This is a genomic window from Streptosporangium sp. NPDC049046 (assembly GCF_040649155.1).
In the GTDB taxonomy this organism is placed as follows: domain Bacteria; phylum Actinomycetota; class Actinomycetes; order Streptosporangiales; family Streptosporangiaceae; genus Streptosporangium.
Genome location: NZ_JBEZEZ010000003.1, coordinates 201,594 through 225,726, shown reverse-complemented (window position 1 = coordinate 225,726; position 24,133 = coordinate 201,594). Strand labels below are relative to the sequence as shown.

At 68.5% G+C, this 24,133-nt stretch carries 20 protein-coding genes and 1 pseudogene; 13 read left to right on the top strand and 8 right to left on the bottom strand.

Annotated elements, in window-relative coordinates:
- Positions 1 to 4: 4 nt before the first annotated feature.
- Entirely contained in the window at positions 5 to 640 is a 636-nt protein-coding gene (locus AB0B96_RS05425; protein ID WP_362896737.1) for a TetR/AcrR family transcriptional regulator, read from the bottom strand.
- 201 nt (positions 641 to 841) lie between these two features.
- On the opposite strand from AB0B96_RS05425, the gene AB0B96_RS05420 reads away from it, so the two are divergent.
- The 4 genes from AB0B96_RS05420 to AB0B96_RS05405 all read left to right on the top strand — a co-directional run bounded on the left by AB0B96_RS05420 (position 842) and on the right by AB0B96_RS05405 (position 4,290).
- The gene (locus AB0B96_RS05420) at positions 842 to 1,402 is read left to right on the top strand and encodes a hypothetical protein (RefSeq protein ID WP_362896736.1); all 561 of its coding nucleotides are present in this window, start codon (positions 842 to 844) and stop codon (positions 1,400 to 1,402) included.
- Positions 1,403 to 1,646: 244 nt separating this feature from the next.
- Positions 1,647 to 2,480: a CPBP family intramembrane glutamic endopeptidase gene (locus AB0B96_RS05415; RefSeq protein ID WP_362896735.1), complete on the top strand. Its 834-nt coding sequence runs from the start codon at positions 1,647 to 1,649 to the stop codon at positions 2,478 to 2,480.
- A complete protein-coding gene (locus tag AB0B96_RS05410) occupies positions 2,477 to 3,634 on the top strand; it encodes a histidine kinase (protein ID WP_362896734.1) in 1,158 nt (385 codons plus the stop codon). The genes AB0B96_RS05415 and AB0B96_RS05410 overlap by 4 nt, the downstream gene beginning before the upstream one ends.
- Complete coding sequence (locus AB0B96_RS05405) at positions 3,631 to 4,290, top strand: response regulator transcription factor (RefSeq protein ID WP_362896733.1); 660 nt, start codon at positions 3,631 to 3,633, stop codon at positions 4,288 to 4,290. Before AB0B96_RS05410 ends, AB0B96_RS05405 begins: the two co-directional genes overlap by 4 nt.
- A 132-nt stretch (positions 4,291 to 4,422) precedes the next feature.
- On the opposite strand, the gene AB0B96_RS05400 is transcribed toward AB0B96_RS05405, so the two are convergent.
- The gene (locus AB0B96_RS05400) at positions 4,423 to 8,982 is read right to left on the bottom strand and encodes a VWD domain-containing protein (RefSeq protein ID WP_362896732.1); all 4,560 of its coding nucleotides are present in this window, start codon (positions 8,980 to 8,982) and stop codon (positions 4,423 to 4,425) included.
- A 419-nt stretch (positions 8,983 to 9,401) separates the two neighbouring features.
- Here AB0B96_RS05400 and AB0B96_RS05395 point away from each other — a divergent pair, with 419 nt between their 5' ends.
- Positions 9,402 to 10,322: a hypothetical protein gene (locus tag AB0B96_RS05395; protein WP_350942802.1), complete on the top strand. Its 921-nt coding sequence runs from the start codon at positions 9,402 to 9,404 to the stop codon at positions 10,320 to 10,322.
- A 67-nt stretch (positions 10,323 to 10,389) separates the two neighbouring features.
- Here AB0B96_RS05395 and AB0B96_RS05390 read toward each other — a convergent pair whose 3' ends face one another.
- The 5 genes from AB0B96_RS05390 to AB0B96_RS05370 all read right to left on the bottom strand — a co-directional run bounded on the left by AB0B96_RS05390 (position 10,390) and on the right by AB0B96_RS05370 (position 16,161).
- Complete coding sequence (locus AB0B96_RS05390; protein WP_362896731.1) at positions 10,390 to 11,316, bottom strand: NAD-dependent epimerase/dehydratase family protein; 927 nt, start codon at positions 11,314 to 11,316, stop codon at positions 10,390 to 10,392.
- 99 nt (positions 11,317 to 11,415) lie between these two features.
- Complete coding sequence (locus tag AB0B96_RS05385; RefSeq protein WP_362896730.1) at positions 11,416 to 12,486, bottom strand: 2-oxoacid:ferredoxin oxidoreductase subunit beta; 1,071 nt, start codon at positions 12,484 to 12,486, stop codon at positions 11,416 to 11,418.
- Positions 12,479 to 14,332 carry a 2-oxoacid:acceptor oxidoreductase subunit alpha gene (locus tag AB0B96_RS05380; protein WP_350942808.1) on the bottom strand — a complete coding sequence of 618 codons (1,854 nt, stop codon included), beginning with the start codon at positions 14,330 to 14,332 and terminating at the stop codon, positions 12,479 to 12,481. Before AB0B96_RS05380 ends, AB0B96_RS05385 begins: the two co-directional genes overlap by 8 nt.
- A 233-nt stretch (positions 14,333 to 14,565) precedes the next feature.
- A complete protein-coding gene (locus tag AB0B96_RS05375) occupies positions 14,566 to 14,649 on the bottom strand; it encodes a putative leader peptide (protein ID WP_350943552.1) in 84 nt (27 codons plus the stop codon).
- Between the two features lie 69 nt (positions 14,650 to 14,718).
- Positions 14,719 to 16,161 carry a polysaccharide deacetylase family protein gene (locus AB0B96_RS05370; protein WP_362896728.1) on the bottom strand — a complete coding sequence of 481 codons (1,443 nt, stop codon included), beginning with the start codon at positions 16,159 to 16,161 and terminating at the stop codon, positions 14,719 to 14,721.
- A gap of 294 nt (positions 16,162 to 16,455) precedes the next feature.
- On the opposite strand from AB0B96_RS05370, the gene ndhC reads away from it, so the two are divergent.
- The 5 genes from ndhC to AB0B96_RS05345 all read left to right on the top strand — a co-directional run bounded on the left by ndhC (position 16,456) and on the right by AB0B96_RS05345 (position 20,348).
- Positions 16,456 to 16,827, top strand: coding sequence for an NADH-quinone oxidoreductase subunit A (gene ndhC / locus AB0B96_RS05365; RefSeq protein ID WP_362896726.1), 372 nt, complete (start codon positions 16,456 to 16,458; stop codon positions 16,825 to 16,827).
- 111 nt (positions 16,828 to 16,938) lie between these two features.
- Complete coding sequence (locus AB0B96_RS05360) at positions 16,939 to 17,379, top strand: NADH-quinone oxidoreductase subunit B family protein (protein WP_350943554.1); 441 nt, start codon at positions 16,939 to 16,941, stop codon at positions 17,377 to 17,379.
- Positions 17,372 to 18,082, top strand: coding sequence for an NADH-quinone oxidoreductase subunit C (locus AB0B96_RS05355; RefSeq protein ID WP_362896890.1), 711 nt, complete (start codon positions 17,372 to 17,374; stop codon positions 18,080 to 18,082). The genes AB0B96_RS05360 and AB0B96_RS05355 overlap by 8 nt, the downstream gene beginning before the upstream one ends.
- Positions 18,083 to 18,325: 243 nt before the next feature.
- The gene (nuoH, locus tag AB0B96_RS05350; RefSeq protein ID WP_350943557.1) at positions 18,326 to 19,279 is read left to right on the top strand and encodes an NADH-quinone oxidoreductase subunit NuoH; all 954 of its coding nucleotides are present in this window, start codon (positions 18,326 to 18,328) and stop codon (positions 19,277 to 19,279) included.
- Positions 19,280 to 19,409: 130 nt separating this feature from the next.
- A complete protein-coding gene (locus tag AB0B96_RS05345; RefSeq protein ID WP_362896724.1) occupies positions 19,410 to 20,348 on the top strand; it encodes a hypothetical protein in 939 nt (312 codons plus the stop codon).
- A gap of 365 nt (positions 20,349 to 20,713) precedes the next feature.
- On the opposite strand, the gene AB0B96_RS05340 is transcribed toward AB0B96_RS05345, so the two are convergent.
- Positions 20,714 to 22,297 (bottom strand): protein kinase, encoded by a 1,584-nt coding sequence (locus tag AB0B96_RS05340; RefSeq protein ID WP_362896722.1) that lies wholly within the window; start codon positions 22,295 to 22,297, stop codon positions 20,714 to 20,716.
- A 254-nt stretch (positions 22,298 to 22,551) separates the two neighbouring features.
- On the opposite strand from AB0B96_RS05340, the gene AB0B96_RS05335 reads away from it, so the two are divergent.
- From AB0B96_RS05335 to nuoK, 3 genes and pseudogenes are all read left to right on the top strand, one after another.
- Positions 22,552 to 23,217, top strand: a complete 666-nt coding sequence (locus AB0B96_RS05335; protein ID WP_362896720.1) for a 4Fe-4S binding protein — start codon at positions 22,552 to 22,554, stop codon at positions 23,215 to 23,217.
- On the top strand, positions 23,214 to 23,750 hold the full coding sequence (locus tag AB0B96_RS05330) for an NADH-quinone oxidoreductase subunit J (protein ID WP_362515062.1): 537 nt from the start codon (positions 23,214 to 23,216) through the stop codon (positions 23,748 to 23,750). The genes AB0B96_RS05335 and AB0B96_RS05330 overlap by 4 nt, the downstream gene beginning before the upstream one ends.
- Before the next feature lies 1 nt (position 23,751).
- Positions 23,752 to 24,036 (top strand): annotated as a pseudogene (gene nuoK, locus AB0B96_RS05325) (NADH-quinone oxidoreductase subunit NuoK); the annotation flags it as partial.
- Between the last annotated feature and the right edge of the window lie 97 nt (positions 24,037 to 24,133).

The window sequence follows — 24,133 nt, the reverse complement described above, 5'->3', positions numbered from 1 at the left end:
CCGGTCAACGTGTAGGTGGGTTGGCGGCGTCTTCGGAGCCCACCGGTCCGGCGTCGTCGGTGGTGGCATGAACCTGCACGAGCCTCTCGACCCCGCGTAGGAAGGTCTCGCAGACCAGCGCCGGGTCGAACAGGCAGCCGGCGGCCATGGCACCGTCGCGCATCATCACGAAGTGGCGGGCGGCGGGGTCGGCGTCTGTCTCCCGGACCTTGGCCAGCAGTTCCGTGACGGTTTCCAGGAACCATTGGCGGTGGGCGAGCACGGCCTTGTGCACCGGGGACTCGGGGTCGGGATACTCGGCGGCGGCGTTGAGGAAGGCGCATCCCCGGAAGCCGGGAGACCGGATGCCCCGGGCGATCGATTCGCCGAGGGCTTGGACGGTGTCGGCGGCCGGGAGCCCGGCGGCGAGGGCCTCGTCCGCCTGGCTTCGCATGGCCCGGTCGACCACGTTCAGGTAGGAGAGGACAAGGTCTTCCTTGCCGGGGAAGTGCCGGTAGAGGGTGGCCCGCGTCACCTGTGCCTCCGCGACGATGCGATCGATGCCGACGGAGTGGATGCCCTCCGCGTAGAAGAGCCGGGTGGCCGTGTCGAGCAGCCGGGATCGTGCTTCGGACGGCCGGCCTTCGGATTGGCTGCGCATGCCGCCATCTTAGTAGGTAGAACGTTCGGTCTTGACAGTTCATGACACAGGGGGCCATGCTCGGTGAAGGTAGAACGTTCTGTCTTGTTGAGGATCGTTCCTCGGGTCCCACGCCGGCTCGGTCGCCAACCTGATCGAGAAGGTCGGCCACGGGACGCGCCGAACCGCTCTCCTCGTCATTCGTCCCCCGAAAGGATCATCGTGAGCACGATCGCTGCTTCGCCCGCCATCTCAGGGACCGCGTCCGCACTGCGGCGGCTGTACTTCGTCCGGTTCGTGTTCGCCATCGCCTGGGCCCTCGCGATGTTCACGACCGCCTCGGCACTGGGCCCGGTCGCGGTCACCCTGCTCGTGCTCTACCCGCTGTTCGACGCGGCCGCCGCCGTCGTCGACGCCCGCGCGACGCGCACCACCGGATCACCCGTCCTGCCGTACGTGAACATCGCGGTCAGCCTGATCACCGCCATCGGCGTGGCCGTCGCCTGCGCGTCCGGTATCCCGGCCGTGCTGCGCGTGTGGGGCGCCTGGGCGGTCGTGGCCGGGCTGGTCCAGCTGATCGTGGGTGTCACCCGCCGTGGGATGGGCGGCCAGTGGCCGATGATCATCAGTGGCGGCATCTCCGTACTCGCTGGCGCGTCGTTCATCCTCGGCGCCTCCGCGGACAACCCGACGCTGACCAACGCGGCCGGCTACGCCATCCCCGGCGGCATCTTCTTCCTCATCTCGGCCTTCCGTCTCGGTCGCGCCGCGAAGGGAGACTGACACGGACGGCAACATCTGCGACGTCGTCCTCGGGGTCGGCCCGGCCGGGGAGAACGTCGCCGACCGGGTGGTGCGGGACGGGCTGAGCGTCACCCCGCTCAACCCCGCGCGCGGGGTGCGTTCGTCCCCCGTGCGAGCTACCCGCGAGTGTCCACCGCGCGGTGACGATTCGAGGGCGCCGAATCCATAGCGTTCTCGACGTGACCGCGGCGCTCCGGCCGCGGTGTCTCGTGAGGGAGTCGTCATGCGCCTGTTGAAGCAGCTTCTGGTCGTCGCGGCGGTCGCCTTCGTCGGCAGCGCGGCCGTGGAAGCGGTGCGGGGGAACGCGTTTCTCACCCTGGTTCTCGGGGTCGCGACAGCCGTTCTCGCGGTGGTCGCCTACGCCTGGGTGGTGCGCTGGTCCGAGCGCAGGGCGCCGGTCGAGGTGGCCACCGCAGGCGCCGTCGCCGCTACGGGGCGGGGCGTGCTGATCGGTGTCGGGATGTTCGCGGCGGTCATCGCGAACATCGCCCTGCTGGGCGGCTACCGAATCGACGGCGCGGGCTCGGTGACGAGCGCGGTCGCGCTGTTCGGCTTCATGGCGGCCGCCGCCGTGACGGAAGAGTTGATCTTTCGTGGCATCCTGTTCCGGATCATCGAGGAACGCGCAGGCACGTGGATCGCGCTGGCACTGACCAGCGTGCTGTTCGGCCTGGTGCACCTGTTCAATGAGCACGCCAGCCTGTGGGGCGCGATCGCCATCGCGGTCGAGGCAGGGGGCATGCTCGCCGCCGCCTACGTCGCCACCCGCACCCTGTGGGTGCCGATCGGCCTGCACTTCGGCTGGAATTTCGCGGCGGCCGGCGTCTTCGGCACCGAGGTCTCGGGCAACGGCGCGTCACAAGGGCTGCTGAACGGTGTGACGTCGGGCCCGGCCCTGCTCACCGGCGGTGAGTTCGGGCCGGAGGCGAGCCCGTACGCGGTCCTGTTCGGGGTGCTGCTGACGATCGCCTTCATGTGGCTGGCCCGTCGGCGCGGCAACCTGGTCCCACGCCGGCGCGGTGCGCGGTCCGGCGAGACCGCTACGCTCCCCCAGTGATCGATCTGCGGCGGTTCCCGGATCTGTGGCGGCGGCTCGACGTCACGGTCCGGGACCTTCCGTTCGCGCTGTCGCTGATCGTCGCGTCACTCCTGCCCGCGCTTCACGACAACGGGACGCAACTCGGCGACCTGCCGGGCCGCCCCTTCGACACGGCGGCCGTCGCGGTGATCGTCCTGGAGTGCCTGCCGCTCGCCGTACGCCGACGGTGGCCGGCCGTCTGTCTCGTCCTGGTGTCGCTCGGCTTCGCCCTCGACCAGCTCCGCGCGTACCACCTGGTGGCGGGCGTCGCCCTGCCCGTCGCGCTCGTGAGCGCGGGCGCCTATCTGGAACGTCACCGGCGCGTCACCGCGATCCTGCTCTCCGCGGCGTACCTGTCACTCGCGCTCGCGCTCGACCGGCTCGGCTCGACCGAGGGGCCGGAGGGGTATGTGACGTTCTACCTGGCGCTGGTCCTCGCGTGGGGCATCGGGGCCTGGCTGCGCTCCGCCTGGGCCGCCGAGGCCGAACGCCGCCGCCACGTCGCCGAGACCACCCGCATGGCCGAACGCACCCGCATCGCCCGCGAACTCCACGACGTCGTCACCCACCACGTGACGGCGATGGTCGTGCAGGCCGAGGCGGCACGCTACCTGACCGCCGCCCCCGATCGCCTCGACGCGACCCTGAGCGCCGTCACCGACACCGGCCGGCGGGCCATCGCCGATCTGCGGCACCTGCTCGATCTGCTCAACCCCGACCACGATGAGGCCGTCAGGAGGATGCCGTCCATCGGCGAGCTTCACACGCTGGTGGAGCAGACGCGCCTGGCCGGGCAGCCGGTGGAGTTCACCGAGGAGGGCAGACCGGCGCGATCCGCCGGCAGCGCCGAGTTCGTCGCCTATAGGGTCGTGCAGGAGTCCCTGACAAACGCCCTCAAATACGCCCACGGCAGCCGCACCGTGGTCCATGTGCACTTCGGCGAGAAGGAGATCACCGTGCAGGTCGGCACCGACGGGTCCGGTTCGCGGACCGGCTCGCCCGGTGGGAGCGGGCGGGGCCTCGCCGGGCTCCGCGAGCGGGTCGACGCCCTGGGCGGCGAGTTCGGCGCCGAACGGCGGGCGGACGGCGGTTTCGTCGTGCGGGCACGCATCCCGGTCGGGAGCCCGTCGTGAACGCGCCGATTCGGGTCCTGGTCTGCGACGACCAGGCGCTGATCCGTACCGGGTTCGCGACGATCCTTGACGCGCAGGCCGACCTCGAGGTGGTGGGCGAGTGCGGGGACGGTCGCGCCGCGGTCGACCTCGCCCGCCGGCTGAACCCGGACGTCGTGGTGATGGACGTCCGCATGCCGGTGCTCGACGGCATCGAGGCGACCCGCCTGCTGGCCGGTGCCGGAGTGGCGCACCCCGTCAAGGTCCTCGTGGTGACGACGTTCAACCTGGACGAGTACGTGTACGAGGCGCTGCGCGCGGGGGCGAGCGGGTTCCTGCTCAAGGACGCCCCACCGGCGCAGTTGCTGCACGGCATCCGTACCGTCGCGGCGGGTGCCGCGCTGCTGGCACCCGAGGTGACGCGGCAGCTCGTCGGCAGGTACGCGGCGCGGATTCGTCCCGCGGAAGGCGCGCCGGGCGACATCGCGCTGACCCCGCGCGAGCTGGAGGTGCTGCGCCACATCGCCGAGGGCCTGTCCAACAGCGAGATCGCCGCGACGTTGGTGATCAGCCAGGAGACCGTGAAGACCTACGTGTCGCGCATCCTCACCAAACTCGACCTGCGTGACCGCGTGCAGGCGGTGGTCTACGCCTACCGCACGGGTTTGGTGACCTGAGACGCGGTGAATGGCCGTACCTGGGGAGACCGCTCGTTGCCCGGGTATGCCGTGGTGAGCCGGCCATACCGCTGGGTGACGCCCCGAGGCGCGGGGAGCGAGCGCCTCGCTCCCCGCGCCGTCAAACTGAACTCAGCCGGTGACAGCTCCGGAGATGGTGCCGATCGCCGGGCCGGACGGATCCACGAAGATCGTGTAAGCACCCGCCGTCGGTAGGGCGAGACTTGGGAAACTGACACTGGCAGCGGAGGTGGACTTGCTGGTCAGCGTGGTGCCGTCGGGTTTGCGGACGATGAAGGACGTGCTCCCGTAGGCGTTTCCCGTCAACGTGACCGTGACGGTTTGGCCTGCCGTGCCGGAGAACGTGAAGCTCGCGTTCTGGCCCGGGCTCGTGGTGGTGACGGGGCGGCTGCCACCGTTGACCGTCAGGGCGGTGGTGACATCCGCCGGGACCTCGGTGACTGCCACCGTCAGCGCGCCGACGGCGGCCGCCTGCCCGTCCAGGAGGATCGTGTACGTGCCGTCCACGGGAAGAACCGTGGTGTCCCACTGGCAGGACGTCCCGCAGAACTGATCACTCTTCAGTATCGAGCCATCGGGCTTTTTGAGTGAGACTTTGGCGTCGTAGAGGTCGCCGAAGGTTCCGCCGGTGAAACGCAGGTACACCTTCTTGTTCGCGGTGCCCGTGAATTTCCACATACCGTCCTGGCCGGGTGAGGCGAGGGTGATGGTGGAAGGGGAGCCTCCAATGGTGATGTTGTTGGTGATGTATCCGGTGTCGATTGTTGCGGTGAGTTTTCCGGTGTAGGCGCTTTCGGGGACGAGGGCGACGGTGTAGGTGCCGTCGGTGGGGAGGGTGGCGGGGGGTAGTGAGCAGGAGGTGCCGCAGAAGGTGGGGTTGATGATTGTTGTTCCGTCGGGTTTTTTGACGGAGACTTTGGCGTTGTAGAGGCTGCCGAAGGTGCCGTTGGTGAATCCGAAGGAGACGTGTTGGCCTTGGGTGCCGGTGAATTTCCAGGCGCCGTTTTGGCCGGGTGAGTTGAGGGTGATGGTGGTGGCGGGGTCTCCGACGGTGATGTTGTTGGTGATGTATCCGGTGTCGATTGTTGCGGTGAGTTTTCCGGTGTAGGCGCTTTCGGGGACGAGGGCGACGGTGTAGGTGCCGTCGGTGGGGAGGGTGGCGGGGGGTAGTGAGCAGGAGGTGCCGCAGAAGGTGGGGTTGATGATTGTTGTTCCGTCGGGTTTTTTGACGGAGACTTTGGCGTTGTAGAGGCTGCCGAAGGTGCCGTTGGTGAATCCGAAGGAGACGTGTTGGCCTTGGGTGCCGGTGAATTTCCAGGCGCCGTTCTGGCCGGGTGAGTTGAGGGTGATCGTGGACTCCGGACCGCCCACCGTCACGTTCTTCGTCACGTCGCCGACATCCAGTTTCGCCGACAGGGAGCCGACCTTGCTCCCCTCCGGATTCAGCACGATCGTGTAGGTGCCGTCAACCGGAAGGCTCGCCGGAGCCAGCGAACACGAGGTGCCGCAGTACGCCGTGTTGACGAGTGTCGCCCCGTCGGGCTTCATGACCGAGACTCTGGCGTCGTACAGGCTGCCGAACGTGCCGCCGGTGAATCCGAACGAGACGCTCTGACCGGCGAGACCCGCGAAGGTCCACACTCCGTTCTGGCCCGGAACCGTTATCGCCAGCGGGACGGCGGGGCCGCCGACCGTCACTGTGGCGGAGGCGTCGGAGGGAATCTCCAGGACGCCTGCCGACAGTGAGCCGGTCAGGCCACCGGCAGGGTCGAAGACGATCGTGTACGTACCGCTGGCCGGGAGTTCCGTCACGTCGATGAAGCAGGAATCGTCGCAGTAGGTCGAATTGACGAGGTTCTTCCCGTCCGGTTTCCTGACCGAGACCTGGGCTTCGAGGATGCCGTCGAGGGTGCCTGCCGTGAACTTGAAAGACATGCGCTGTCCGGCGGTTCCGGCGAAGGTCCAGTTGCCGTTCTGTCCGGCGTCGACGGTGGTGAGCGGAACCGCGGTGCCGTTGGTCGGCACTTGCAGCGACACGTCGGCCGCAACCGTGGTGATCTTCGCGGTGAGCTTTCCGACGTAGGACCCGGTGGGGTTCAGGGCGACCGTGTACGTCCCGCTCACCGGCAGGGTGATCGTGTCGATGAAGCACTCGGCACCGCAGAACATCGAGCTCTTCAGCGTGGATCCGTCCGGCTTCTTGAGAGTGGCGTCCGCGTTGAGGCTGCCGAAGGTTCCGTCGGTGAAGGAGAGGAAGATGCGCTGTCCGGCCGTTCCGGTGAAGGTCCAGGCGCCGTTCTGTCCTGGTGCCGTCAGGTTGAGGTCGACCGTCGCGCCTCCGATGGTGATCGGAACGGACAGGTCGGCCGGGATGGTGGTGACGCTCACGGCGTAGGTGCCGCTCTCCTCACCCTGTGCCTGGATGTTCAACCGGTAGGTGCCGGCCGGCAGGTTGCGGACCTCCTTGTCGGAACAGTAGCCGTACGTGACCGCTGTGCCGCTCTGGTCGAGCAGTGTCCATTTGAAATCGCGGCATTCCCTGACGTCGACATAGATCGCGCCGGGTTGGTCGAGGGTGAACCGGTACTGATCCGCCGACACGACCGTCTCCAGGTTGCCCGCACCCGCTGCGGGCACACCGTTGGAGACGGAGAACGGCACGGAGGTCTGGAACTCCTGAGGGGGCACCACCGGCATGGTCAACCGTACGTTGTCGATGCCGAACCCCTGGTTCGAGAGCCCCGCGACGCCGGTGGCGTCGACGGTGAACTCGGCCTGGCTCTCCTTGTGGTCGAAGGGGACGTTCAGCCGGTACTTGGCGAAGGGCAGGCCGCCGACGAGTGTTCCGGTGGCCGTCGGAGTGAGCTGACTGGGAGTGAACGTGACCGGATTTTTCCGGTCTGTTCTGACGGTCACCGTCTCGATGTCGCTGTCGGAAGCCCAGTCACCGATGGTGAGAAGGTCGAGTTCCAGGGTTCCGTTGATATGTGAGGGAAGCTGCTGGACGTAGAAACGGTAGGACTCCGTGCCGCCGAACGGGCCGGCGAAGACGCTTGTCGCCGGGTCCTGCGACACCCTGGCCGGCTGGAGGTTCTTGGCCATGGTGCCCGACTGGAAGTCGACGGACAGGCCACCCTGGGCGTCGAGGGTCGCGGTGAGCGGGTCAACGACGGTGGTCACCTGTTCGGCGGCCATGTCGGCGAAGCTGGCGTCCGAGGTCAGCGCGATGTCGAGGACGCAGGCGTCGAACACCGGACCGGGAGGAACGTCCTTCCCCTGGCAGTAGGCGCTCGCTGCGGAGATCTGTTCCGGTGTCAGATCATGGATGGTGACGATCTCGGAGGGGAAGGTCAGGTCGGTGTAGGTCGCGGTGCTCTTTCCCTGCGCGTAGGTGAACAGCGACTCCTCGTTGGTGATCCGCCAGGAGTCGGCGTACTGACCGTGGATGACCGTCGCGGAGGCGTTCGCCGGTAGCTGGGTGCCGTCGCGGAGTTTCAGGTCGTTTTTGGGGTCGCCGTCGGCGTTGCCCAGCAGTCCGACGAGGTCGCTGGGAGGCTCGTGTCCGAAGGCCAGCCCGGCGTGACAGCAACTGCCGTCCCACTGGAACACGCCCCCGTCCATGCCGCCCCAGAAGACCATGTAGCTGTTCCCGTCGCGCAGGACGCCCGTGGTCTCGCCGAACTGCACCGCGTTGCCGCTCGCGAGTGTGCGTGGCTCGCCGTCGATGACAAGGTTGTCGCCGATCTCGACGACGTGGTCGTCGACCGCCACGGCCACCCGGTCGATGACCGACACGTTGTCGCGCCGCTCGGTGAACCGGGCGTGGATGCTGAGATCGTGGCTGTCGGACTCGGCCAGGACGAACTCACCGACGGACTGCATGTCGTACGCCAGTCGGTCCATGGTGATCAGGTGCGGCTCACCCCAGACCTTGGAGAACCTCAGGCCGCGAAGCCACTCCATGAAGTCGGTGTAGGTCTCCCATATCGTGTGCGCCTGGAGAATGGCCAGTGCGAACGCGGCCTGGGTGACGATGGTGATGACGCTGACGTCGTTGTCGGGCAGCGGGATCGGGTTCGGGACGGGCACCGGCCAGGGCTGCGGGACCGGGACGGGAAGCGGGTCGGGAACCGGGATGGGGAGAGGGTCGGGCAGGGGGTCGACCGGCTCGCCGGGCACCCTCTTCTTGCAGTTCTTCACTTCTTTCGCCAGCGTGATGAGCAGGAGGCCATCGCGTGGGGAGGTGACCGTGTACGCCTGGATCCGGTAGCCGTACTCGGTCCGGCTACATCCGAAGTTCACCCAGAACTGGTCGACGTAGTCGCGGAGGACGTTGCCGAGGCCGACGTTGGTCATGCCGCGGCTGGTCATCTCCCTGATCTGCTTCTTGACCTGGGTGTTCCAGTCGTTGGGCTTGTAGTTGGTCGCGACCTTCGCCTCGATGACCTGGACGAAAGGCTGCTGCTGGGGGGTGAGGGTGTGCTTGTAGTAGATGATGTCCGGCCTGGACTGCCCGAACGTCGTCTCCCACTGAAGGTCGGGGTGGATCCCCTCCCCCGAACCACCGGTGATCTTGGTGTTGAGGTAGGAGATGGCTCGCGCCTGACCGATGTACTCGATACCGGAATTCGTTTCCGGGCCGTTCTGGCCGCACTGGTTCTTCGAGTACATCTCCACCGGGCCGTTGAGTCTGCCGAGTAGACAGCCCGGACCCTTTGAAATTCGGGCCCTGGTGTTCGCGACCACTCCGTTCACGCAGCGTCTTTCACCCTGGGTATTCGGTACACTCCAATTCGTGTCGTTCGTGCACGCCGCCCCCGCGGCGTTTGCGGACTGTGCTTCCTTGAAAGGTCCCACGGGCACGAGCAGCCCGGCGACCAGCGATAACGCAACGACAATGACTTGTAAACCCTTGTGTCGCATGAGCTCCCCGTATGCGAGATGTGCGCAAGATGATCAGGCGCGATGCGATGTTAAGCTAAAAATGTCGTAAAAAAATAAGAAGTGTGATCCATGTCACATGGAATGCATTTCAAATTGGCGCACGAAGTTTGCGTGCGAAGAGTTTTCTGGTCACAGCGGAGAGTGATTTGGCGCGTTATCCTGCGGAATTCGCTCTCGATTCGCTGCCCGAGCGGCTTGTTCGCAGGGCGGCACTGCTCATCGAGACGGAGGGCGACCGGTCCGTAGTGCTCGACGCGGACCGGAACGAGTTCGCCCGCCTGCCGGAGTCGGCGGACGGAACGGTCGTCGGTTCCCTGTCGCACGACGGCACTCATCTGATACTGGTGGCGCGCTCCGGCAGCGGCGTGGGGGTGCGGGCTCTCGGCGGCGGCGAACCGCGATGGTTCGACGGCCCCGATCCCGAGTACGAGCACGACCGGCATGCGACGTCATCACCCGACGGCACGACCATCGCGGTTCTCAGCGGCGACGACGGAGACGAGCCGGGCACAGCGGTGGTGAGCCTGCTCGACCCCGCCTCCGGAGCGCGCCGCCGCCTCTGGTCGGCGGTCGGGGCGGCGAGTTGGGAGTGCGGGCTGTGCTGGTCACCGGACGGGCGGCTGCTCGCCGTGACCTACATGATCTGGGACGACGAACGCGACGACGACGCACTGTCGACCGTGGTCCTCGACCCCGCCACCGGACAGGTCCTGGCGTCCTACCCGATCGCCACGATCGCCGCAGCCACCTACGCCACCTGGGCGAATGACCACGAACTCCTTTACCGACACGAATACGACGACGTGAACCGCCGTTTCGTGGCGGACCCGCGCACCGGGACGGTGTGGACCACGCCTGAGCTCACCGGCAGGCTCTGGGGGGTCGTCGGCGGACGTCATCTTCATGAGGTCGCCGCCTACGAGGAGCCGACCGCGTCACACAGCGCGTTCTACACCACGAACCTCGACGGGACGGCCCGGCGTTCGTTTTTCGGTTACCACCCCAAGACGAACGTCGGCCGGGTTCACCTCGCTCCCGGGGCGTTTCCCGACCTCGCGACCCGCTGAATTCGGCCGGTGTCAAAATGGGGCCGCTCGACGGGAAGGTGCGGGGCGGTCTGGACGAGGGGTGCGCTCAGCGGCCTTCGCGGGAGAACCAGTCGACGGTCCTGCGCAGCCCCTCCTCCAGGCCGACGGCGGGGCGCCAGCCGAGGATCTCGGCGGCGAGGGCCGGGTCGGCGATCCTGGCGCTGTCCAGCGCCCTGTCGGCGAGCACGCCGTAGCGGGGCCGGGTCCGGCCGCCGACGATCTCGGAGAGGAGTTCCACGGTGTCGCGGATGGAGGTGCCCGTCCCGGTGCCGATGTCGAAGGCGCGGCCCGCCGCCTCCGGGGTCTCGCCCGCGGCGAGGAAGGCGTCGACCACGTCGTCGACGTACACCCAGTCGAGGTGGCGCGTCCCGCTGCCGAGCTCGGGCTCTCGCCCGCGCAGCAGCGCGAGTGCCACGTAGGGGACCAGCTTGTGGGTGTCCTGGCGGCCGGGGCCGTAGACCATGCCGATCCGCAGGTTGCTGACCTGGACGCCCCACAGGTGGTGGAACATCCGCGCGTAGCCGTCGGCGGCCCACTTGGACACCGCGTACGGCGAGGACGGTGCCTTGTCGCCCTCCTCCGGCCGGAGCTCCTCCAGCGAGCCCGCGAGCACCACCCTGGTCTCGGGGACGGCGGCGACCGCCGTCAGCAGGTTGACCACGCCGGTGAGGTTGCTGTGCAGCATCGGCAGCACGAGCTTCGGATCCCTCGCCCCGGCGACCTCGCTGGCGAGGTGGAACACGACGGCGGGGCGGGTCGATTCGACGAGCCACTCGACCTCGCCCGCGTCGGCGACGTCCGCGACGTGCCACGTCTCGCCGTACGCGCTCTCCCGCAGACGGCGGCCGACCGCGTGCACCCGCGCGCCGAGCGCGCACAGGCGTCGCACCAGATGTGCCCCGATGAAGCCGGCGGCACCCGTCACCAGTACGGGCCTCGCCCGCCAGTATTCTTCCGCCACCGGGCCATCCATGCGTTTTTCTCCTGTTTTAGGGGGATTTGCCGCAGGTAAGCGGTAAGGCCCGCTCCGAAGAGCGGGCCTTACCGGGTGATGCCGTGTGTTCGTTTCGGATCAGCTGATGCGCCAGGTGTCCCCGCCGAGCAGCAGGTCGTTCAGGTCACCGGGACCCCGCTCGCCGACGGCCTCCTGGAGCTGCTCGGCCATGAGCTCGTCGTAGGAGGGGCGGTCGACGTTGCGGAAGACGCCGATCGGGACGTGCTCGAAGGCGGGCTCGTCCAGCCGGGAGAGCGCGAAGGCGAGCGAGGGGTCGGCGCGGTGGACGTCGTGCACGAGGATCTCCTCCTCGCTCACCGACGACCTCGGGACGACCTCGATGCCGCCGTCGGCCGCCCTGCGCACCGCCTTGGAGGCCGAGGCGATGGGCTGCCCGTGCTCCAGGCGCAGCGTGATGTCGTCGCGCTGCTCCGGGTCCTTCAGCTGCTCGAAGGCGTTGTCGTTGAAGATGTTGCAGTTCTGGTAGATCTCGACGAGCGAGGTGCCCCGGTGCTCGGCGGCCTCGCGCAGCACCGACTGGAGGTGCTTGCGGTCGGAGTCGATCGTCCTGGCGACGAAGGAGGCCTCGGCGCCGATGGCGAGCGAGATCGGGTTGAACGGCTTGTCCAGCGAACCCATCGGGGTCGACTTCGTGATCTTGCCGATCTCGGAGGTCGGGGAGTACTGGCCCTTGGTCAGACCGTAGATCCTGTTGTTGAACAGCAGGATGTTCAGGTTGACGTTGCGGCGCAGCGCGTGGATGAGGTGGTTGCCGCCGATGGACAGCGCGTCGCCGTCACCGGTGATCACCCACACCGACAGGTCGGGACGCGAGGCGGCCAGACCGGTCGCGATCGCCGGGGCGCGGCCGTGGATCGAGTGGAACCCGTAGGTGTCCATGTAGTAGGGGAACCGGGAGGAGCACCCGATGCCCGAGACGAACACCATGTTCTCGCGCTTGAGCCCGAGCTCGGGCACGAACGACTGGACCGCGGCGAGGATGGCGTAGTCACCGCATCCGGGGCACCAGCGGACCTCCTGGTCGGTCTTGAAGTCCTTCATGCCGAGTTTCACCTCGGACTTCGGGACGAGCGAGAGCGCACCGCCCCTCGAAGGGGTGGAGATCTCGGGCAACTCAGCACTACTCACTGTCGATCACGTCCTGGATCACGCCGGCGAGTTCCTCTGCCTTGAACGGAAGCCCGCGCACTCGGTTGTAGCTGATGATGTCGACCAGGAAGCGGGCGCGGAGCAGCAGCGCGAGCTGGCCGAGGTTGATCTCCGGAAGGAGGACCTTGTCGTACGCGCGCAGGACCTCGCCGGTGTTGGCGGGCAGCGGGTTGAGGTGCCGCAGGTGGGCCTGGGCGACCTTGCCCCCGCCCCTCCTGATGCGCCGCACGGCCGCGGCGATCGGCCCGTACGTCGACCCCCAGCCGAGCACCAGCACGCGCGCGTCGCCTTCGGGGTCGTCCACGGTGAGCGGCGGGATGTCGTTCGCGATCCCGTCGATCTTGGCCTGGCGGACCCGGACCATCCGGTCGTGGTTGTCGGGGTCGTAGGAGATGTTGCCGGTGTTCTCGGCCTTCTCGATGCCGCCGATCCGGTGCTCAAGGCCCGCGGTGCCGGGGATCGCCCAGGGGCGGGCGAGGGTCTCGGCGTCGCGCTTGAACGGCAGGAAGGTGACGCCGTCCTCGGCGTTCGGCCCCGTGGCGAACTCGGTGGAGATGTCGGGAAGGTCGGCGGCGTCGGGCAGCTTCCACGGCTCGGAGCCGTTGGCGAGGTAGCCGTCGGAGAGCAGCATGACCGGGGTGCGGTACTTCACCGCGATCCGCACCGCCTCCACCGCCGCGTCGAAGCAGTCGGAGGGGGTCGAGGGCGCCACGATCGGCAGCGGCGACTCGCCGTTGCGGCCGTACATCGCCATCAGCAGGTCGGTCTGCTCGGTCTTGGTGGGCATGCCGGTGCTGGGACCCGCGCGCTGCACGTCGACCACGATGAGCGGCAGCTCGGTGGTCACCGCGAGGCCGACGGTCTCGGCCTTCAGCGCCACACCCGGCCCCGAGGTCGTCGTGACGCCGAGCGCCCCGCCGAAGGCGGCGCCGAGCGCCGCGCCGACGCCCGCGATCTCGTCCTCGGCCTGGAAGGTGCGGATGCCGAACCGCTTGTGCTTGGACAGCTCGTGCAGGATGTCGCTGGCCGGGGTGATCGGGTACGAGCCGAGGAACAACGGCAGCCTCGACTGCACCGAACCGGCGATCAGACCGTAGGCGAGCGCCTGGTTGCCGGAGATGTTGCGGTATACGCCGGGGGCGAGCTTGGCCGGCTTGACCTCGTACGAGACCGAGAAGGACTCGGTGGTCTCGCCGTAGTTCCAGCCCGCCTGGAAGGCGGCGATGTTCGCCTTGGCGATGTCGGGCTTCTTGGCGAACTTGGTCTCCAGGAACTGGATCGTCGCCTCGGTGGGCCGGTGGTAGAGCCAGCTCAGGAGCCCGAGGGCGAACATGTTCTTCGACCGCTCGGCGTCCTTCTTGGACAGCGCGAAACCTTCGAGCGCCTTGACCGTGAGCGAGGTGAGCGGCACCGAGTGGACCCGCCACTCCGAAAGCGAGTCGTCCTCCAGGGGACTGACCGCGTAGCCGACCTTCTGCAGGTTGCGCTTGGTGAACTCGTCGGTGTTGGCGATGATGTCGGCGCCGCGCGGCAGGTCGGAGAGGTTGGCCTTCAGCGCGGCGGGGTTCATCGCGACCAGGACGTTGGGGGCGTCACCCGGCGTGAGGATGTCGTGGTCGGCGAAGTGGAGCTGGAAGCTCGACACACCCGGCAGGGTGCCTGCGGGGGCGCGGATCTCGGCGGGGAAGTTGGGCAGTGTCGACAGGTCGTTGCCGAACTCCGCGGTCCCGGCTGTGAAGCGGTCACCGGTCAGCTGCATGCCGTCGCCGGAGTCGCCCGCGAACCGGATGATCACGCGGTCGAGTTGCTGAACCTGCTTGGTCACAGCTCAGTCCTCCTCGACGCGACAGGGCGCCGTTGCTCGTGGCACATTCTTTTTTCCATGCTAGATCCTCGGGGTCACGCGTAGTCTTTTCGCGTTCCACTCGGCGGAGGAAAGTGACCTTTGTCCCATATCCTTAGTGCCGCTGAGTCGAATCTGAGTCGAAGCCTGGGCACGGACGTCGGTGTCGCGGCCGTCGTACGGTCTGCGTCGTACGGTCTACGGAGAAGTCGCGATCACGGACGGCCGGCCTGACACAGCCCGGCCGCGAGCCGACACAGGTCAACGTGCAGGCGGCCGAAGAGGACAGTTGGGATCACGATGCCCAACTATATGTCCCGTCGCGGAGACGCTCTCATCGCCTCCGGCTATGGCCCCATAGCCACAGGTTATGGCATGGATTGATTTTTCAGCACGTCCGACACGGTCCCGGAGTCGTAGGTCCGGCCCGGTTCCATCGCGTGTTGGTCATACAGTTCCGGAACGGTGACAAAGGTATAACCCTTGGCGGCGATCTCGCGCAGGATCTCGGGGGTCGCGTCCACGGTCGCGTCGTGAACGTCGTGCATGAGGACGATCGATCCCGGCTTGATCCGGTCGACGGTCCGACGGGCGATCGCCCGGGGGTCGGGGTCGCGCCGGTCCTCGGCGTCCACGCTCCAGCGCACCACCGACATGCCCAGCCGGCGCGCGGTGGAGGTCACCCGCGCGTCGGCCGTGTCGTACGGCGGGCGCATCAGCGTGGGGACCTGGCCGATCGCCTGGGTGATCACGTACTGCGCGCGGGTGAGCTGGTCGGCGAGCAGCGCGGGGGGAAGCGCGGTGAGGTCGCGGTGGGACCAGCTGTGGTTGGCCACCAGATGGCCCTCGTCGCGCATCCGCCTGAGCAGCTCGGGACGCGCGGAGGCGTTGGAACCGAGGGCGAAGAAGGTCGCCCGCGCCCCGTGGGCGCCGAGGATGTTGAGCAGCCGCCCGGTCTCGGGGCCAGGCCCGTCCTCGTAGGTCAGCGCCACGCACCTGACCCGCGCGCAGTCCACCCCGCCCGCCTTGGAACTGTGCGCGGCGGGCCTGTCCCCGCGTGCCGCGAGCAGGTCCTCCTGTGAGGTGAGGGTCGCGGTCCCCACGGCCGCGTCCCGCGCCCGCAGCCCGGTCGCCGACAGCAGCGGCGCCGCGGTCGCGGACGGTACGGCGACCGCGACCCGGCCGGTCACGCCGAGGCTCACCTGCTCGTCGTCGAACTCCACGACGAGATCGCCGCGCGGGTTGAAACCGATCGAGTCGAACATCGCGGGGATCGGCTTGAGCGCGCTGGGATTCACCAGCGGACCCCGCAGCGCCAGCTCCTTCCTGACGAGCCCGGCGAGCGTCGCCAGTGTCGTGCCGTTCTTGAGCAGGTCGGGGGAGTCCAGGGCGCGCCTGCTCATCCGGTCGTACCAGACGGTGGTCCTGGACTCCCGCCAGCCGGAGCCCATGGACTGGCCGATGCGCAGCCGTACCCCCAGGACCTCGGGGGACGCGGCGGCGAGCTGCCAGTCCACGTTGAACTCGGGCCTGGGCAGGGCACCCCGGGAGACCTTGCGCCGGGTGAACCGGTCGAGGCTCTCGGCCACCGTCTCGCGGAGCTTCTCGGTGAGGAGGGGGGCATGGGAGATGGCGGGGTAGGTGGCGTGCACGCGCCGGCCCTTGCTCCCTTCCGGGGTCAGGCTTCTCGTGCTCAGGCCCTGGACCATGGAGGGGTCCACGTAATTGATCAGTGTCGGCTCTGAGGGGACGGGGGACTTCGCAGGGGGAGAGGCGGTGGCCACGCCGCAACCGGCCAGCATCGCGGCCATCCAAGCGATTCCTCCGATGAATCGCACTTTAGGCATGAAGCGACGTTATAGGGCCTAATGGGGTGTTTGCTGTTGCTTGATGTGAAGTGGACAGAGGCTTTAGCCGTCGCGCGGCCGGTGGTTCCGCCGCGTGACGGGGAGGGCGAATACTGCTATAGGTAAGCGAAGAACCTCCGTGCGGCGGTGGGTCCCCGACCGGGTTCGTACGATCGGTCTTGGACCGCTCTGTAGCGGTTCCGAGTGGTCGCGCGGCGGTTCCGAGGATTCGTGCGGCGATCCCGAGGAGGAGAGGACATGAGCGGATATTTCGGCTCATATGTGGTTGTCCTCGCCCTGTTCGCGATCGGTCTGCTGATCGTCGCCGGGGCGTTGCTCGTCAACCGAGGACTCCGGCCCAACCGCCCCACCCCGGAGAAACTGCTCACCTACGAGTGCGGCGTCGACCCGGTCGGCGACGGCTGGGCGCAGTCCCAGATCCGCTACTACGTGTTCACCTACCTGTACGTGGTCTTCGCGGTGGACGCGGTCTTCCTGTTCCCCTGGGCGACGATCTTCGCCAAGCCCGGCTTCGGGACGACCACCCTGGCCGAGATGTTCGTCTTCCTCGGCTTCATCGCGCTCGGCATCCTTTACGCCTGGCGCAAGCGCGTGCTCACCTGGACCTGAGGGCCCGTGAGACCGGGCGAGCGCGAGCACCGACTCTGAAGGAGAATGCGTGCCATGGCGGATCTCCCGATGCCCACCGTGGGGCCAGTCTCGCGTCTGGCCCCCAAGCCCATGCGCTTCATCCTCAACTGGGGGCGCCGTTACTCACTGTGGGCGTTCAACTTCGGTCTCGCCTGCTGCGCGATCGAGTTCATCGCGACCTCGATGAGCAGGCACGACTTCATCAGGTTCGGGGTCATCCCGTTCGCGAACGGTCCCCGGCAGGCGGATCTGATGATCGTCTCGGGCACGGTGACCGACAAGATGGCCCCCGCGGTCAAGCGGCTCTACGAGCAGATGCCCGACCCCAAGTACGTGATCTCCTTCGGAGCCTGTTCCAACTCCGGCGGCCCGTACTGGGACTCCTACTGCGTGACCAAGGGCGTCGACCAGATCATCCCGGTCGACGTCTACGTCCCCGGCTGCCCTCCCCGGCCCGAGGCGCTGCTCCACGGCATCATGATGCTCCAGGAGAAGATCGCCGCGGAGAACCTGAGTGATCGCTATGCCTGACCGCCCCGAGTCCCCGAACCCCGCCACCCCCGGCTCCGAGCCCGGTTCCGTGTCCGGCTCCGCGCCCGGTCCGGAGATCGGCTCCGCACCCGTCTCCGGTTCCGCACCGGCGTCCTCACCCGGCTCCGGGCCCGGTTCCAAACCCGCGCCCGGACCCACCCCCGGCTCCGCGCTCGGTTTCGCGTACGGCGAGGGCGCCCGGGTGTCGGAGTCCTTCGGCCAGATCACCGTCGACGTGGATCCCGACGGCTGGCTCGGCCTGCTGGAGTCCGCGAGGGCCGAGGGCTACGAGTTCTTCGACTGGCTCACCGCGGTGGACGAGCCGCCGGACGCCTTCGCGGTCGTCGCCCACCTCTTCGCCCCCGTCTCGCGCGCCCACCTGCTGCTGCGCACCCGGGTGCCGCGCGCCGACCCCCGGCTGCCCAGCGCGGTCGGCGTCTTCCGCGGAGCCGACTGGCACGAGCGCGAGACCTTCGAGATGTTCGGCGTCGTCTTCGAGGGCCACCCGAACCTGGTGCCGCTGCTGCTCCCCGAGGGGTTCGAGGGCTTCCCGCTGCGCAAGGACTTCGTACTGGCCGCCCGGGTCGCCAAGGCGTGGCCGGGTGCCAAGGAGCCGGGAGAGTCCGGCCACGGCTCGCCGAGCCGTCGCAAGACGCTCCCGCCGGGGGTGCCCGCCGACTGGGGGCGCGAGCGTGACGACTGAGACACTCCGCAGGCCGTCTCGCACCCGCGAGACACCGCGCGTGCCGCGCGACGGATCGGCCAGGCTGTTGTCATGCGACGGCCCTGCCCGGCCGTCTCGCGCTCCCGGGATACCGCGCATGCCGCGCGGAGGGTCGGCCGATCCGCTGTCGTGCGACGGGCCCGCCCGGCCGTCTCGCGCCCGCGCGACCCGCGTGATCCGTGGTGGCCGGGGAGTCTCCCCGAGGGACCGGAGGTGCCCGTGATCGCCGAGGTGCTCGACGTCGTGGTACGGCTCGTCGTGATCGTCGCGGTCTTCCTGGTGCTGCCGCTGGTCGCCGGGCAGATGGAGCACAAGGTGATGGCGCACATGCAGGCGCGCCTCGGTCCCATGTACGCCGGGGGCTTCCACGGCTGGGCCCAGCTGATCGCCGACGGGGTCAAGTTCATGCAGAAGGAGCAGGTGATCCCGGTCGCGGCCGACCGCCGGGTCTTCACCCTCGCCCCCGGCGTGGCACTGGTCCCCTATCTCCTCGCGATGGTCGTCATCCCGATCGGACCCGGGCTGGTCGGGGTCGACCTGGACGCCGGGCTGTTCTTCGTCCTTGCCGTCATGGGGGTCGGCGTGCTCGGTTCGATCATGGCGGGATGGTCCTCGGGCAACAAGTACTCCGCCCTGGGCGGGATGCGCTCGGCGGCCCAGCTCATGGCGTACGAGCTGCCGCTGGTCCTCGCGGCCTCCAGCGTCGCGATGGCGGCGGGCACGCTCTCCCTGCCGGGCATCGTGGAGGCCTGGCAGTGGTGGTGGCTGCCCTGGCAGGCGATCGGCGGCGTCGTCTTCTTCGTCGCCGGGCTCGCCGAGCTGCGCCGCCCGCCGTTCGACATGCCGATCGCCGACTCCGAGCTCATCATGGGCCCGATGACCGAGTACACCGGCATGAGGTTCGCCCTCTTCATGCTGTCCGAGTACGCCGGGATCATCGTGGTGTCCGCGCTCACCAGCGTGCTCTTCCTCGGCGGCTGGCACGGCCCCTTCCTGCCGGGGCCGGTGTGGATGCTCCTCAAGGTCTTCCTGCTGGTCTTCGTGATCATCTGGCTCCGGGTGAGCTATCCCCGCCTCCGTGAGGACCAGTTGCAGAAGCTCGCCTGGGTCGTCCTGGTGCCGCTGGCGCTCGTCCAGCTCGCACTGACGGGAATCGTCGCTATCGCCATAGGATGAACCTTTTCGTCCCATTCACCCGAGCTTTTCCGTGCCGTCCGGGGCGTTTTACCGGATGATCTGACGTTCGAAGTCTCCTCACAGGGCAGGGAGTTACACTCTGTGACACCACCTGCCAAGGACGGAATGCATGACCCTCGCGCTCGCCGTGGACAAGGATGAACTGGTCGTCGATGTGCCGGAACATTCGCCGGTGCGGCTGCCGCTCACCGGGGAGGGCCGGGCGAGCACACTGCTGATCTTCGGATATCCCGGCAGGGGCAGGACGAGATACGGCCTGGCGATACTCGACGAGTCCGGCCTGGTCATGCTGGAGGCCCCGGGCTCCCGGTCGAGGAGGGCGGTGGAGACGTTCGCCGCGGACAACGGGCTGGAGTTCGAACTCAGGGCGTTCGACACCCCGCAGCAGGCCAGGGTCGCGCTCGCCCGCCGGTCGCCGAGATGGCGCGCGGTGACCTGGCGCCGGGCGCCCGCGCCCCTGCCGCGCCTACGCGTGCCCGGCGTGAGAAGCCTCAGACCGCCGCTGAGCTCGCCGAAGGTGTGGTGGCGCGAGCAACTGCTGTACGTGCTCATGTGGGCGGTGCTCGCCTACGGGGCGGTCTTCGTGACGCTCGTGCTCCTCAACCTGACCGAGACCCGGGCCGACGTCACCCGGGGGATGGGGCCGCTCGGGGTCGCCGCCCTCGTGCTGGCCGCGCTGACGGTCGTCGGGGCCGTCGTCGTGGTCGGGGTCGGCCGTCGCAGGTCCCGCAACCAGACCGCCCAGGGACGCGTGCTCAGGCGCGAGGGCCAGCCGCACTGCCGCCTGGTGGCCGTTCACGGCCGCCTGCTGCTGGAGACCGCGCGCAGGACCCGCGAGCTTGAGGCGTCCGAGCTCCTGCTGTACTCGGTGGAGACAGGGGAGACCGGCCTGCTGGTGGGCGGGGATCTGTTCCACCTGCCGGGACGCTGGGACGAGACGCAGGTCGAGCGCTTCGCCACGGGAAACGACCTGGAGCTCACGATCCGCAGGCTGACGCGCGAGGAGTATCTGGACCTGACGGCGCGGGCGAAGGACGCGGTTCCCTAGAACGCCGATCAGGTAAGGAACAGGCGATGTCCGGCCATCGGTGAACCGCGGGTCGCAACGGATCGGTCTGGCCGCATCCGATGTCGATCAATGCTCTGCGCGGTCATCTGACCGGCTCTCCGGAGCCGAGCTCGGCGGGGTTTCCCCGGCACGGTCTCCCGGGGACGGCCTTTCCGGTGGCCACCTCTCCGGCACGGTCCCCGAGAGGCGGTCTTCCCGGTGTCCCGGCACGGTCTCCGAGAGACGGTCGGTGCCCCGGCCCGGTCTTCCGGGGACGGTCCTCCCGGGCGCCACCTTCCCGGCACGATCCTCCGGGCGCGGTTCTCCGCGCCCGGCTCGGTGCGGGCCCCGGTGGTCGCGGTCCCCTACTGCACGATCCGCAGCATGATGTCGGAGGCCGTGGGCCGGTTGCCCGGCTCCTTGTCCAGGCAGGCGGCGGCGAGCGGGCGCAGCGACTGGGGCAGGGCTGTCAGGTCCGGATGGTGGTTGATCACCCGGTTCAGGATGGCGGGGATGGTGTCCTCCCCGAAGGCGGCCTTTCCCGAGGCGGCGAAGATCATGGTCGCGGCCCAGCTGAACACGTCGGTCTCCGGGCCGATCGTCCGGCCCGCGAGCTGCTCGGGCGACATGTAGGCGGGGGTGCCCATGATGTTGCCCGACGTCGAGGTGACCTGGTCGAGGGCTCGGGCGATACCGAAGTCGATGACGCGGGGGCCGTCGGCGCCGATCAGCACGTTGGCCGGCTTGAAGTCCCGGTGCACCACGCCGGCCCGGTGGATCGCGGCGAGCGCGCCCGCGGTGGCGAGGGCGAGCCGGGTCAGGCCGTCCTCGTCGCGCGGACCCTTGTCGCGGACCAGCTGCTCCAGGGAGTCGCCCTCCACGTACTCGCTGACGACGTACGCCTGGTCCTCGTTGATGTTCACGTCGAGCACCCGCGCCGTGGAGAACGTCGCCACCCTGCGCGTCGCCTCCACCTCCCGCAGGAACCGCTCCCTCACCACCTGGTTGCCGGTGAAGTGCTCGTGCAGCACCTTGATCGCGACTTTCTGTCCCTGCGGGGTCAGTGCGAGGTGAACCGTTCCCTGGCCGCCCTTCCCCAGGTGGCCGATGAGCCGGTACGGCCCCAGCCAGCCCTGGGGGGTGGGGGTGTTCCGGCTCTGCGCGGGGTAGGTGGGCCCGGCCTGGGCGAAGGGGGTGTGCGGGTTCTGGGAGGTGTGGGTGGGCTGTCCCTGAGCGAAGGGGACGTGTGGGCTCTGGGAGGCGTGGGTGGACTGGCCCTGCGCGAAGCGGTCCCGGGGGGTGTGCGCGGGCCCGCCCTGCGCGAAGCGGTCCTGGGAGGTGTGGGTGGGCTGGCCGTGGACGAAGTGCCCCTGGGCGGGCTGGGGCGGCGCATACCGGGGCGGCCGGTCGTCGTGACGGGGTTGTGGCTGCGGTTGGTACCCGCCGTGGTGCTGCGGCGGCTCGGGAAGTCGCGGCTGCGGCCGTTGCGCGGGCGGGTGCAGCATCGAGACCTCGGTGGGACCCGTCTGGTACGACGGCGGCCGGGGCGGTCGCTGGACGTGGCCGTACCCGGGAGACGACGGCCCCGGATGGAACGCGGGGGAGGTCCCCTGCGAAAAGACCGACCCCCTGAGGATCAGCGCGTGGCCCAGCCCACCGAGCCAGCTGCCGAAGAGACCGATCGTCGCGACGGTGTCCAGCGCGATCGGAATGTCGTCGGAACTCCCGTAGATGGCCGCGGCGGTCATGAAGATGCCGACGCCGAGGCCGTAGAGGACGGCGGCGAGGGCCAGCAACGGGCTCCGCAGCTTGCGCGCGGCGTGGCCGATGATGAAAGGTGTCCCGACGCCGCAGGTCAGCGCGGGTACCAGCGTCCACACGACGCTCCACGCCGTGTTGGATCGTGCCGGTGGTTGCGACTGCCAGGCCGGCCCGTACTGGTGGGACATGGGGCGAACAATACGATTTTTTCCGGATCTCTGCAGACGCTTCGGTGGCGAGTCGGCGATTGGAGGGCGGTTCTCGAACACACAGTCTGTGGATAACTTCTGTGGATAACCCGGTTCCCTCGCTGATTCCCCCGTCATTACGGTCTCGTGGTTCCACGCATTCCCGAGCGCCCCACTGTGCGTCATGATGTTGAGTTGTGGCACGGATACCAGGAGTGGGATTGGCGAAGGGGCTTTCCGTCACCCTTCGCCACATGCTGAGCAGGTCGGTGACCCAGCAGTACCCCGAAGTCCGGCCGGAGCTGCCCCCGAGGAGCAGGGGGGTGATCGCGCTGGTCGAGGAGAACTGCACGGTGTGCATGCTCTGTGCCCGCGAGTGCCCCGACTGGTGCATCTACATCGACTCCCACAAGGAGACCCTCCCGGCCCCGGAGGGCGGCCGCCCCCGGGCCCGCAACATGCTCGACCGCTTCGCGATCGACTTCTCCCTGTGCATGTACTGCGGGATCTGCATCGAGGTCTGCCCCTTCGACGCGCTGTTCTGGTCGCCGGAGTTCGAGTACGCCGACGGCGACATCCGTAACCTTCTCCATGAGAAGGACAAACTCGCGGCCTGGGCGCAGACCGTCCCGCCGCCCCCGGCGCACGAGCCCAACGCCGATCCGCCGAAGGAACTCGCGGCCGCCCCCCGTCCGGTTCGCCCCCGGCCCACCTCCTCCGGAGCCGCTTCTCCCAGACCCGCTTCGAGCGTCCGGGCGATCCGGCCGCCGGGGGCCCTGCCGAAGAAGAACGATCCGTCCACAGGCGGGTCGTCCGTCGAAAAGTTATCCACAGGCGGGGACGACGCGCCTCCGGCGACGGCCGCGCCGGGGCAGACTCCTCCCACGGATCCGAGTGGAGAGCCCGGGGAGGAGAGGTGACCGAGGTGCCGTCCTACCTGTCGCCGACCGGGCAGGAGATCGTCTTCCTTCTGCTGGGCGCGATGGCCGTCGGGTCGGCGCTGCTCGTCGTGACCACCAGGCAGCTCGTCCACGCGGCCCTGTGGCTGGTCGTCTGCTTCGGCGCGCTGGCCGGGTGTTATCTGGTTCTCACCGCCGAGTTCGTCGCCTGGGTCCAGGTGCTGATCTACGTCGGCGCGATCGTGGTCCTTCTCCTGTTCGGCATCATGCTCACCCGCGCCCCGATCGGCAGGAGCGCCGACCTCGACAGCCCTAACCGTCCGGCCGCGGCGGTCGTGGCGATCGCCACCGCGGCCGTGCTGGTCACCGTGGTCGTCGACGGCTTCCGCATGGCGTACATCCAGCTTGAGCCCGGTGGCGGCTCGGCCGCCGAGCTCGGTTCCAGCATCTTCCGCAACTGGGTGCTTCCCTTCGAAGCGCTCTCCGTCCTGCTGCTCGCGGCCCTGATCGGCGCCATCGTCCTGTCACGCACCGACATCCGAGGGAGGGACTGACGTGCACGTCGTCTATCCCGCGGTCGTCTCGGCACTGCTGTTCTCCATCGGCGTGTACGGGGTGCTCGCCCGCCGCAACACGATCCTCGTGCTGATGTCCGTCGAGCTCATGCTCAACGCCGTCAACCTCAACCTGGTCGCCTTCGACGTGTGGTTGCGCGACCGGCTGCACAGCGGGCAGGTCCTCACCCTCTTCGTCATCGTGATCGCCGCCGCCGAGGTCGGCCTCGGCCTCGCGATCATCCTCGCGCTCTACCGCAACCGCCGGACCGTCGACCTGGATCGCCTCCGCTCCCTGTCCGACTCGCCCGACCCGGCCCTGTCCGACTCGACCGACCCCGTCCTGTCCGGCTCCACCGATCCGGTCCCGGCCGGAAAGACCG